We start from the raw sequence: 11612 nt of genomic DNA, 5'->3' as shown, positions 1-11612 counted from the left end.
GACCGCGGTCGCCTCCGCTGCGCTGGACGACCTGTCTGTTGCGGTGACCGGTGGGGACGACGGGACGGTGCGGCTGTGGGATCTCTCCACGGGCGCCGCCGTCGGCGGCCCCTTCACCGGTCACGTCGGTGCGGTGACCGCGGTCGCCTCCGCTGCGCTGGACGACCTGTCTGTTGCGGTGACCGGTGGGAACGACGGGACGGTGCGGATCTGGGACCTCACCATGCGGGATCCGATCGGTGACCCGCGCTCCGGCCACGCCGGCGGGGTGGCCTCGGTCGCGTGCAGCACCGTCGGGAGCGAGTCGGTGGTCGTTACCGGCGGGGACGACGGCACCTTGCGGATCTGGGACCTCAATACGGGCGCCCGTGTCGGCGAGCCCCTTCCCGGCCACATCGGTTGGGTGGCCTCGGTCGCGTGCACCACCCTTGGCGGTCGGCCCGTGGCCGTCGCCGCAGGGAACTATCGCACGCTCTGGATCTGGGACCTCGGCGCGGGCACCCCGCTCGGCGACCCCCTCGCCGGCGACTCCGGCGCGGCGCATTCGATCGCGTGTGCCACCCTGAATGGCCGGTCTGTCGCCGTCACCGGCGGGTACGACGGGACGGTGCGGATCTGGGACCTCGCCGCTGGCACCCCGCTCGGCGCCCCCCTCACCGGCCATTCCGGCGGGGTGTACGCGGTGGCGTGCACCGCCCAGGACGGTAGGCCCATCGCCCTGACCGGCGGCGAGGACGGGTCCGTGCGGATCTGGGATCTCACCACATGCAGTCAGATCGGCCATCTCTTGTCCGTCGACGCTGACGGGGTGACGGCGTTGGCCTGTGCGACGCTCGGCGACCGCCCCGTGGCTGTTACCGGCCACCGTGACGGAACAGTTCGGATGTGGGACATCGTCACCCAGCGCCAGATCGGCACTTCTGTCACCGGCCACACTGGACTCGTGACCGCGATCGCGTGCGCCACCCTCGGTGACATTCCTATCGCCGTCACCGGTGGGCGCGACGGCTTCGTGCGGATCTGGAGCCTTCATCGCATTGGGCGCCTTGACGCATCGATGCGCATCCCGGATGGGGTCAGGACGCTGGAAACCGTCACAGGCCTCAAGGACGACATGATGATCGTGATCGGCTTCGGCTCCGAGATCGCGCTGCTTGCCCAAGACCAGCGGCACGCCCGGCCAGCGTGAGGTGCGGGCCCACGCAACGAGCTGAGCGAGGCGTCGCCGCGCCCCCGCATCCGGGTCCTTACCCCCTGTCCCGCCCGGGTCTACGGGCGGGGACGGGCCAGCCGCCGCCTCGTGCCCCGGGGACAGCGCGGGCGGCCCGTGCGGGATTGCCGTGGAGACGCCCCTCTGTTAAAGTTGAGTCGATTAGGCTCAACTTTGGGCCGCGCAGGCTTCAAGGAGAACGAATGAACGCACAACCCCAGCCCGGACAGGAGGAGCAGCAGAGTCCCCTGGAGCAGTTCGGCATCAATCTGACCGACCGCGCCCGGCAGGGCAAGCTCGACCCCGTCATCGGGCGCGACAGCGAGATCCGCCGCGTCAGCCAGGTGCTCACCCGCCGCACCAAGAACAACCCTGTGCTCATCGGCGAGCCCGGCGTCGGCAAGACCGCCGTGGTCGAGGGTCTCGCCCAGCGCATCGTTGCGGGCGATGTCGCCGAGAGCCTCAAGGACAAGGACCTCGTCACCCTCGACATCTCCGCCCTCGTCGCAGGCGCCATGTATCGCGGCCAGTTCGAGGAGCGCCTCAAGAGCGTGCTCAAGGAGATCACCGAGTCCGACGGCCGCATCATCACGTTCATCGACGAGCTGCACGTCCTCATGGGCGCCGGCGGCGGCGAGGGGTCGGTCGCAGCCTCGAACATGCTCAAGCCCATGCTCGCGCGCGGCGAGCTGCGCCTCATCGGTGCGACGACGCTCGACGAGTACCGCGAGTTCATCGAGAAGGATGCCGCGCTGGAGCGCCGCTTCCAGCAGGTCTACGTCGGCGAGCCCAGCGTCGAGGACACCGTGGCGATCCTCCGCGGACTCAAGGGTCGCTACGAGGCGCACCACGGGGTGACGATCAGCGACAGCGCGCTCGTGGCCGCGGCATCCCTCTCGAACCGCTACATCCCGAGCCGCCAACTGCCCGACAAGGCGATCGACCTCATCGACGAGGCCATGAGCCGGCTCAAGATGGAGATCGACTCCAGCCCGGTCGAGATCGACCAGCTGCGCCGGCAGGTCGACCGCATGCGGCTGGAGGAGCTCGCGCTGAAGAAGGAGAAGGACGACGCGTCGAAAGAGCGCCTCGCCAAGCTGCGTGAGCAGATGGATGCCGCCCAGTCCGAGCTGAAGGCGCTCGAAGCGCGCTGGGAGCGCGAGCGCGCGGGGCTGAACCGGGTCGGCGACCTCAAGAAGCGGCTCGACGCCGCCATCACCGAGCGCGATCTGGCATTGCGCGAGGCGAACTATGCGAAGGCGTCGAAGCTCGAATACGAGACCATCAAGAAGCTGCAGGAGGACCTCGTCGAGGCCGAGCGCGCGGAGGCGGGACCGTCCGAGGAGCGCATGGTCAACGAGCTGGTGACCGACGAGGACATCGCCGCCGTGATCGCGGCGTGGACCGGCATCCCGGTCGGAAGGCTCATGCAGGGCGAGACGGAGAAGCTCCTGCATCTGGAGGCCGAGCTCGGGAAGCGCCTGATCGGTCAGAAGGAGGCGGTGAAGGCGGTGTCGGATGCCGTGCGCCGCTCGCGCGCGGGAATCAGCGACCCGAACCGACCCACCGGCTCGTTCCTGTTCCTCGGGCCCACCGGTGTCGGCAAGACCGAGCTCGCGAAGGCGCTCGCCGAGTTCCTCTTCGACGACGAGCACGCCATGGTGCGCATCGACATGAGCGAGTACGGCGAGAAGCACTCCGTCGCGCGCCTGGTCGGCGCCCCTCCGGGTTACATCGGCTTCGAGCAGGGCGGCCAGCTCACCGAGGCGGTACGGCGCCGTCCCTACAGCGTGGTGCTCCTCGACGAGGTCGAGAAGGCGCACCCCGAGGTCTTCGACATCCTGCTGCAGGTGCTCGACGATGGCCGCCTCACCGACGGCCAGGGCCGCACGGTCGACTTCACGAACGTCATCCTGATCCTGACGTCGAACATCGGCTCACCGATCCTCATCGACCCGATGCTCTCGTGGGATCAGAAGCGCGAGCAGGTGATGGCGCTCGTGCGCCAGGCGTTCCGGCCCGAGTTCCTCAACCGGCTCGATGACATCGTCATGTTCGCGGCGCTGTCGGAGGACGACCTCGCCCAGATCGTCGAGCTGTCGGTCGATGTGCTGCAGCGCCGGCTCAAGGACCGCCGCCTCACGCTCGCGGTCACGCCCGACGCCCGCGCCTGGCTCGCCGAACGCGGTTACGACCCGCTGTTCGGGGCGCGTCCGCTGCGTCGGCTCATCCAGTCCGAGATCCAGGACCGCCTCGCGATGGCGATCCTCGCCGGCGGCGTGCGCGACGGTGACGTGGTCCGTGTCGACGTGGATGCCTCGGGCTCCGGCCTCGTGCTCACCAGCGCCGGCCCGGCCGAGGTACCCGGGGCGCCTGACGAGGACGACGACGTGATCGAGGCCGAGCTCATCGAGTAGGCCCGAGTGGATCGGCGGATTCGTGTCCCGCTTACAGGGCGAAACAGCCTCAGCCGCGTTCGCCGTGGCCGGGTCCGCGACTTCGCCCTGTAAGCGGGACCACCGAAGCCCCGCGCTCACGCGACCGAGCGCTAGGCCGGTCCGCTACGGAACGATGTGTGCCGGGCGACCGTTGCCCAGGCGCAGCACGCTGAAATGACGGCGGTCGAGGGTGGCGATCGTCTCCGTGCCGTACGCGTCGGCGAGCACGATGTTCGCCGCATCCGCCACGCCGATCGGCACGTCGGCGTAGTCGCTGACGATCCTCGCTGCGGCGGCGAGGCGGCGGGCGTCGATCTGCGCGAGCTCCCAGGCGCCCGAGCCCAACTCTTCGAGCGCGAGGCGCTCGGCACGGGAGCCGTGTCGGCTGAGGAGGAGGTAGTCGAGTTCGGCGATCACGTAGGGCGAGACCACGAGCGGCTCGTCAGTGACCTCGATCGCACCGGCGACCTCTGCATGGCGCGGCTCGGCGGCGTCGAAGTAGGCGAGCAGAGCGCTCGTGTCGACGATCATTCTCCGAAGCCCGCGAGCAACTCGTCCGCCCGCTCCGCAATGGGTTCGTTCCCGCTGAAGAGACCGCCTCTGGGGCGTCGTGCCTGGGCGGGAAGCCCATCGTCGAGCGTCTTGCGGATGACCTCGGCCTCGGATGAATGAAGCCGTCGCGCTTCGTGCTCGATCCGGCGCTTCAGCTCATCGGGAAGGTAGAGCGTGGTCTTGACCATGCCATATATGGTACCGCAGGTGGCACGGGGCGTCACGGCATCCGACTGCCGCTCCTAGAACGTCGCGACCCGTGAGGAGCGGCCCGGCGCGCTGCCCGGTACGCTCGCCGTGCACGCTGAAGCGCATGGGCGGTCATGTCCTGCTGGATGAGGCGAAGAGGCCAGCACCGCTGCGCCGTCTGCTCAAGGGAGAGCACGACCTCCAGAAGCGCCGTGTAGGCGATGATCGCCCAGCCCAGCGGCGCGAGCACGGTCGACGTGATGACAGCTGCTCCGAGGATCGTGGAGACGAGCATGCCGAGGGCATTTCCCGCGAGGCGGTACCACCCTCGGGAACGTCGGCTCTCGGACAGGTCCGCCGTCGCATGCCATCCCAGGATCACGATCACCGGGCCATAGTTCAACGCGCCGACCACGGCGATCGAGGGGGCGAGGTAGGCCGCGTCCCCGAGGACGATCAGCGCAAGCACCGTGCCGAGCAGAGTCCAGGCGGCCAGCGGGGCGACGCAGACGAGAAGCTCGGCGATCAGTCGCCGGTGAACGGGTACATGGTCGCGCCTGGTCAGACCCACCCCTGCCGCCCGCGCGCGCCGGGCGCGCCACGCGTCGCGTGCCTTGGTGCGACGTTGTTCCGGAGAGCCGACCTCCACGACGGTCATCCCGACCAGGGCCGTGAGCCAGCCCGCGATCAGGACGAACAGCACGCGACCGACAGCCACGCTCCCGGCGATGAGCGCGGGTGCGGCGAACATCGCGATGAACCCGAGTGCGGCCAGCGACACGGAAAGGGTGGCGGTGATCGAGAGCCTGCCGATGCGCGGGACCTCCTTCCAGTCGCCCGCGAAACCGGCGGCGGCGGCGAGGGTCACCAGAAAGGTCGCGATGATGGCGATGAGGGAGAGTGCGTCGTCGTAGAGCGGGCCGGCCCACGAACCGATCAGGCGAAGGGTCGCCAGGACCTCCGGGGTTTCGCCGTCGGCGACGATCACGGCGCCCGCGAGAGGGACGATGCTCACGAGCGCGACGATGATCGGCCAGAACGCGATGACCGCCCACGCCCTCGGGAGCTGCGGGTCTGCGCTCGTGGCGCTCTCGTCACCGCCCATCAGAGCCTCGGAACAGAGCGGATGCGTTGCATGGTGGCCTCCTCGGTCCGCCCGGAGAGACCTCGGCGAGTCTCTGGGCTGCACGATGCAGCGTACTTCCGGCCGGGCTCACGGACCGAGACTGGCAGCCGCCGCGGCGGCGAGGGCGTCGCGCACGGCGCGGATCGCGGGAGCCTGGGCGGAGATGCGCCGGGCGCAGGAGAAGATCTCCCGCCGCGGGTCGCCGGGCAGCGCCGTCACCGCAACGCTCGGCCGTTCGCCGGCCCAGACCAGATCCGGGAGGAGCCCGACGGCCAGGCCCGACCGGATGAGGCGGACATGGGCGGTGAGGTCGGCGAGCTCGTAGCGCACGTCGGGTTCGAAGCCGGCCGAGCGGCACAGCTGCACGGCCCACGAGCGCGAGGCCGTGCCGATCGGTTCGAGCACCCAGGCGAGGTGCCGCGTCGCCCACAGCGCCGCGACGCTGTCGGGGTCGTCGTCGGTGCCCGGCGCCCGGGCGAGCATGATGTCGTCGTAGGCGAGCACGACGCGGTCGAGGTCGGCGTGGATCGGGCGGGTGCGACCGGGGTACTGCTCGGCGAGGATCAGGTCGAACTCGCGGCTGGAGACCCCGACCAGGCCCGTCTCGGGGTCGCACTCGGTGACCTCCGCGCGCAGCGCCGGGTGCTCCTGCGCGAGCACCTCCAGCGTGCGGGGCAGGAGCGAGTGCGCGGCGGACTGCAGCACGGCGACCCGTACCGTCCCGGTCGCCTCGGTGAGCGAGCGCGCGACGGCCACGCTCGCACCCTCGAGCTGGTCGAGGATGCCGATGGCGTGCTCGACCAGCAGGTGGCCCTGCGGGGTGAGCTGCACGCCGCGGCCGACCTTCACCATGAGCGGTACCCCGACCTCGCGCTCCAGGGCGCTCAGCTGCTGAGAGATGGATGCCTTGCTGTACGACATCGCGTCGGCGAAGGCGGACAGCGTGCCGCGGCGGCTGAGCTCGACGAGCATGCGCAGTCGATGAGTGTCCAGCATGCGTCCACCATCGTTCAGTTTCAGTGAACGGACAAGGTCCACATCGGTTGATAGACGCACCGTGCCGTGCTGCCTCACAATAGCAAGCATACAGAACTGCATGCAGTTCTGCCCACAGAGAGCCGAGCATCCCATCGTTCGATCAACCGTTTCACCGCTCTGACCGCGCTCTCGTGGGGAGTCCGAAGGCAGTCCGCATCAGCGGCGCCACACACCAGGGAAAGCAGGAACGATGAGAAAGTCAGTTCTTCGTCGAGCAGCGCTGTGCGCCGCCGCGATCGTCTCCGTCGGGACGCTCGCACTCGCCGGCTGCTCGTCGAGCACCCCCGACGCCGAATCGAGCGCCAGCGCCGATGCCGGCGCCGCCACTGTCGAGACCATCACGCCCGGCGTGCTGAAGATCGGCTCGCAGCAGTCGTACATCCCCGGCGAGTTCTTCGAGGAGGGCTCGGACCAGGTCCAGGGCTTCAGCGTTGACTTCATCGACGAGATCGCAGAGCGCCTGGGCCTCACCCCCGAGTGGGTCCAGGTGGACTACTCCGCCATCATCACGGGGCTCCAGTCGGGGCAGTTCGACATGGGCTCGGGCGGCATGAGCCCGAACCCCGACCGTCTCGCGCAGGTCGACATGGTCGGCTACTTCCAGTCCGGCGCGACCTTCATCCTCCGCAAGGCCGACGAGGGCAAGTACACCGACGCGCAGTCGCTGTGCGGCAAGACGATCGGCATGCTGGAGGGCTCCTCGACGCTCGAGGCCGCCGTCGCCAAGGAGAACGAGACGTGCTCCTCGCCCATCCAGATCGAGCACTACACGTCCACCCCGCTCGGCCTGCAGGGGCTGCTGTCCGACCGCATCACGGCCTACACGCCCGATGTCGCCCAGACGCAGTACATCGTCAAGCAGAACCCCGACGACTTCGTGCCGATCGGCGACTACACGCTCGTGGACTACCTGATCAACTACACGTTCACCAAGGAGAACACCCAGCTGCGCGACGCGGTCTACGACGCGCTGCAGGAGATGATGGACGACGGCACGTACGACGAGATCCTCACCAAGTGGGGCATCGACACCGGGGGGCTGGACAAGCCCGCCCTCAACGGCGAGCTCGACGCGACCCCGTGACCCTCGTGGGGGCCCGCCGTGCGGCGGGCCCCCATCCTGTTCTCGCGGCGTCCGCGCCGCGTTGCCCGCTCCGACAAAGGAGAAGCAATGACACGCACAGAGATGCTGGCCCAGGCGCCAGAAGTGTATTTCCCCGTCCGAACCAAGACTCCGTGGGGTCAGATCATCCAGGGCGGCATCGTCATCCTCGTGGTGATCTGGGTCGTCGGGGCCTTCGCCGCGTCCGGCGTCTTCGACTTCGCCACCGTGGTGCAGTACCTGATCGGTCCGCAGATCCTGCTGGGGGTCTGGAACACCCTGACGCTTGCGACCCTGTCCACCGCGATCGCGCTCGTGCTCGGAACGCTCGTGGCCCTCATGCGGATCTCGAAGAACAGGGTGCTGTCCAGTGCGGCATCCGTCTATGTGTTCATCTTCCGCGGCACGCCCATGCTGGTGCAGCTGCTGATCTGGTTCTACGCGATCCCGCGCATGGTCGGGCAGGTGAAGCTGGGGATCCCGTTCACCGACGTGATCTGGGTCGATCAGCCGGCGAGCACCTTCTTCACGCCGTTCGTGGCGGGGCTGTTCGCCCTGTCGCTGGCCGAGACCGGCTACATGGCCGAGGTGATCCGCTCCGGCATCCTCGGAGTGGATGCCGGTCAGCGCGACGCCGCCAAGGCGCTCGGCGTTCCCCGGAGCAAGATCACCGTCCAGATCGTGCTCGCCCAGGCGATCCGCATCGTGATGCCCGCCACGGCGAACCAGTACATCATGATGATCAAGAACACCTCCCTCGCGTACACGATCGGCTACATGGAGATCCTGCTCACGGTCAGCCGCATCTACTACGCGAACTTCAAGTACCTCGAGCTGCTGCTCGTGGCCGCATTCTGGTACCTGGTGCTGACCGCCGCGATCACGGCGCTCCAGCACGTCCTCGAGCGCCGTTTCCCGGCGAGGTGATGTGATGACTGAACGCAAGCTCAAGATGGAATCCGCCCACGTCTACAAGTCGTTCGGGGAGGTGAAGGTTCTTCACGACGTCTCGGTGAAGGTGCACGAGGGCGAGGTCGTCGCGCTGATCGGCCCGTCCGGCGCCGGCAAGTCGACGTTCCTGCGCTGCGTCAACAACCTGCAGCCGATCGACTCGGGCACCGTGGAGATCGACGGCGAGCTGATCGGCTACAAGAAGGTCGGCGACCAGCTCGAGGAGCTCCCCGACAAGGTCGCCTCGGCTCAGCGCGCCAAGGTCGGCATGGTGTTCCAGAACTTCAACCTGTTCCGGCACATGACCGCGCTCGGCAACGTGTCGTACGGTCAGATGGAGGTCCTGGGGCGTTCGCGCAAGCAGGCCGATCAGGTCTCTCGCGACCTGCTCGACAAGGTGGGCCTGAAGGGCCGCGAGGACCGCTACCCGGTGCAGCTGTCCGGCGGGCAGCAGCAGCGTGTCGCCATCGCGCGGGCCCTCGCGATGGACCCCGCGATGATCCTGCTCGACGAGCCCACGAGCGCGCTCGACCCCGAGCTGCGGGTCGAGGTCGCCCAGGTGATCAAGGACATGGCCGCCAGTGGCCGAACGATGCTGATGGCCACGCATGACATCCCGCTCGTGCGCGACATCTCCGACTACATCATCTTCATGGTGGACGGCCGGATCGTCGAGCAGGGACCGGCCGAGAAGCTGCTGCACGACCCGGAGAACGAGCGCACGAAGTCCTTCCTCAACAAGATGGGCGAGTGACGGCAGCGACCGACCTGACCAGGGGTGTCCGCCTCGCGAGGAGCGAGGAGGTCACCCCTGGTCGCGTCGGGCTCTACGCGCTGATGACGACGATCTGGGGGTCGAGCTTCTTCTTCACCGCGATCGCGCTGCGCGAGTTCAACCCGTTCCTGCTCGTGCAGCTGCGCATGATGCTGGCGACGGCCGTGCTCGGGGTCTTCGTCGCCGCGACCCGCCGGCACCTGCCGACCTCGCGCCGCATGTGGGCGCATTTCGTGGTGCTCGGCCTGTTCAGCATCGCCTTTCCCTACACGCTCCTCACGTGGGCACAGGTGTGGGTGGACTCCTCGACGGCCATCGTGCTGTCGAGCACCACGCCGATCTTCGTGTTCCTGTTCGCGACGTTCGTCACGCGCACCGAGCGGTTCTCGCTGCTGCGCCTGATCGGGATCGTGGTCGCGTTCGCCGGTGTGGTCCTGCTCACCGCGGGTGGTGGCGGGTCGTCCGGCTGGTTCTGGCCGGTCGTGATCGTCTTCACCTCTGTCGTCTACGCCGCAGCCAACATCTACACGCGCACCTTCGTCTCCTCGGTGGATCCGCTCGTCACCGCGCTGCTGCAGCTCGGGTTCGGCGCTCTGTGGCTGGCGCCCGTGACGACGCTGACGGGGAGCTGGCGGGTGGGGGATGCCGGCATCCTCCCGATCCTCGCCGTGCTGGAGCTGGGGCTGCTGGGCTCCGCGTTCGCCTACGTGCTGTTCTTCTTCTTCATCAAGACCTGGGGGTCGACCGCCACGAGCATCAACACCTACCTTCAGCCGGTGGTGGGGGTGCTGCTGGGAGTCGTCGTCCTCGGCGAACGGCCGACCGTGCTCGGGTCTCTCGCGCTGGCGGTGATCGGCGCGGGCGTCGCGCTGTTCGGCTGGTCCGGCGTGCGGCGGCTCCGCGGCGATCGGCGCTGACGACGCTACCGTATACATAGATGCATACGGTACGATGGCTCTTGTTCGGATCTAGGTCTAAGGAGACGCATGTATTACTTCGGCTACTGCACGTACCTGCTCGACGAGGAGCGCGTGAAGTACATCCCGGAAGCGAAGACGATCACGAAGGCCAAGGCGCCCAACCACGAGATCCAGTTCCGTGCGGCCGGCGGCCGCGAGGATCGCGGCTGGTGCCACCTCGCCGATCGCGGCTCCGCCTACGGCAAGGTCGCGCAGGGCATGGTCTACGAGGTGGACGATGCGCGCATCCACGACGACTTCGACGACTTCGACATCATCTTCCTCACCGTGCACGGCGACGACGGCAAGGCCTACGACTGCTTCACGTACGTGCTGCAGCAGCCCGGCAAGCGCATGCGTCCGCCGCGGTTCTACTGGGAGCGGGTGCCTAACGGCTTCCGGCAGCAGAACTTCCCCGAGGAGTACGTCCAGTCGATCGAGAAGACGTTCGAGGAGGCGGCCGAATGCCCCGACTTCGAGCGTCCGATGCCGTCGGCCACACCGGGTCGTTCCGCCGACAGCCGCTGAGGCCGTCGGGACAGCGCGCACGCGCCCTCGGTGAGAGGGCGTCGTGCGCGTCGTCGTCTGCGCGTGCCGGGGCTGCCCGGGTCAGGGTGTGGCGCGCGGGGACAGTCCGAGCGAGCGGGCAACGATGCGAGCGGTCCGCGCCACGTGCACGCGCGCGATGCGCTCCGCCTCGTCGGCGTCGCCGGCGGTCAGCGCAGCCAGCAGGGCGCGGTGGTCGGCGTCGACCTGTGCACCGTCGGCATCCGAGAACAACACCGGACGCGAGAAGCTCCAGTAGTTGATGTCGGTGCCGTGCGTGAACCTCGCCAGCAGACTGTTGCCGGAGGCATCCGCGATGAGCGCGTGGAATCGGCTGTTCAGGGTGTTGACGTCCTGGCGGTCCTCGGTACGCGCCATCTGCTCGACGAGGTCCTCCAGCTCCTTCAGGGTGGCTTTGTCGATACGGGTGGCGGCGAGCCGGGCGGTGACGGCCTCCAGCTCGCCGCGGGCTTCGAGGAACTCCAGCACTTCGGCGGGGTGATGGTCGCGGACCGTCCAGCCCTTCCGCCGGACGACGAGCCCCTCCTGACGCAGGCGCAGCAGCGCCTCGCGCACCGGGGTTCGACTCACGCCCAGCTCGGCGGCCAGCTCCTCCTCGATGAGCCGTTGGTTCGGGCGCAGGTCGCCGCTGAGTATCGAGTCCCGCAGCCTGGAGTGCGTGAAGTCTGCCGATGTCTCGGTTCCGCGATCGACCTTCGTTGGCAC

General features: G+C 68.4%; 12 protein-coding genes. 7 read left to right on the top strand and 5 right to left on the bottom strand.

Annotated features, from left to right (window positions below):
* Positions 1 to 1189, top strand: a 1189-nt coding sequence (locus QM641_RS08075) for a WD40 repeat domain-containing protein (protein ID WP_415115264.1), incomplete at its 5' end; no start/stop codon positions are given.
* A gap of 224 nt (positions 1190 to 1413) precedes the next feature.
* The gene (locus tag QM641_RS08070; RefSeq protein ID WP_415115262.1) at positions 1414 to 3627 is read left to right on the top strand and encodes an ATP-dependent Clp protease ATP-binding subunit; all 2214 of its coding nucleotides are present in this window, start codon (positions 1414 to 1416) and stop codon (positions 3625 to 3627) included.
* 144 nt (positions 3628 to 3771) lie between these two features.
* Here QM641_RS08070 and QM641_RS08065 read toward each other — a convergent pair whose 3' ends face one another.
* From QM641_RS08065 to QM641_RS08050, 4 genes are all read right to left on the bottom strand, one after another.
* Positions 3772 to 4179 (bottom strand): PIN domain-containing protein, encoded by a 408-nt coding sequence (locus QM641_RS08065; protein WP_415115259.1) that lies wholly within the window; start codon positions 4177 to 4179, stop codon positions 3772 to 3774.
* Positions 4176 to 4388, bottom strand: a complete 213-nt coding sequence (locus QM641_RS08060; RefSeq protein ID WP_415115257.1) for a CopG family transcriptional regulator — start codon at positions 4386 to 4388, stop codon at positions 4176 to 4178. The genes QM641_RS08065 and QM641_RS08060 overlap by 4 nt, the downstream gene beginning before the upstream one ends.
* A 32-nt stretch (positions 4389 to 4420) precedes the next feature.
* Positions 4421 to 5494 (bottom strand): hypothetical protein, encoded by a 1074-nt coding sequence (locus QM641_RS08055; protein ID WP_415115255.1) that lies wholly within the window; start codon positions 5492 to 5494, stop codon positions 4421 to 4423.
* A 108-nt stretch (positions 5495 to 5602) separates the two neighbouring features.
* Entirely contained in the window at positions 5603 to 6511 is a 909-nt protein-coding gene (locus QM641_RS08050) for a LysR substrate-binding domain-containing protein (RefSeq protein WP_415115253.1), read from the bottom strand.
* A gap of 232 nt (positions 6512 to 6743) precedes the next feature.
* Here QM641_RS08050 and QM641_RS08045 point away from each other — a divergent pair, with 232 nt between their 5' ends.
* The 5 genes from QM641_RS08045 to QM641_RS08025 all read left to right on the top strand — a co-directional run bounded on the left by QM641_RS08045 (position 6744) and on the right by QM641_RS08025 (position 10868).
* Positions 6744 to 7637, top strand: coding sequence for an ABC transporter substrate-binding protein (locus QM641_RS08045; protein ID WP_415115251.1), 894 nt, complete (start codon positions 6744 to 6746; stop codon positions 7635 to 7637).
* An 87-nt stretch (positions 7638 to 7724) separates the two neighbouring features.
* Positions 7725 to 8582, top strand: a complete 858-nt coding sequence (locus QM641_RS08040; protein ID WP_415115249.1) for an amino acid ABC transporter permease — start codon at positions 7725 to 7727, stop codon at positions 8580 to 8582.
* 4 nt (positions 8583 to 8586) lie between these two features.
* Positions 8587 to 9360: an amino acid ABC transporter ATP-binding protein gene (locus tag QM641_RS08035; protein WP_415115247.1), complete on the top strand. Its 774-nt coding sequence runs from the start codon at positions 8587 to 8589 to the stop codon at positions 9358 to 9360.
* The gene (locus tag QM641_RS08030) at positions 9357 to 10298 is read left to right on the top strand and encodes a DMT family transporter (protein ID WP_415115245.1); all 942 of its coding nucleotides are present in this window, start codon (positions 9357 to 9359) and stop codon (positions 10296 to 10298) included. Before QM641_RS08035 ends, QM641_RS08030 begins: the two co-directional genes overlap by 4 nt.
* Before the next feature lie 69 nt (positions 10299 to 10367).
* Positions 10368 to 10868, top strand: coding sequence for a hypothetical protein (locus QM641_RS08025; protein WP_415115243.1), 501 nt, complete (start codon positions 10368 to 10370; stop codon positions 10866 to 10868).
* 81 nt (positions 10869 to 10949) lie between these two features.
* Here QM641_RS08025 and QM641_RS08020 read toward each other — a convergent pair whose 3' ends face one another.
* Positions 10950 to 11612: a GntR family transcriptional regulator gene (locus QM641_RS08020; protein ID WP_415115241.1), complete on the bottom strand. Its 663-nt coding sequence runs from the start codon at positions 11610 to 11612 to the stop codon at positions 10950 to 10952.

This window comes from Microbacterium sp. (assembly GCF_047605725.1).
GTDB lineage: Bacteria > Actinomycetota > Actinomycetes > Actinomycetales > Microbacteriaceae > Microbacterium.
The sequence above is the reverse complement of the archived record's forward strand: the minus strand, read 5'-3'. Positions and strand labels throughout refer to the sequence as shown.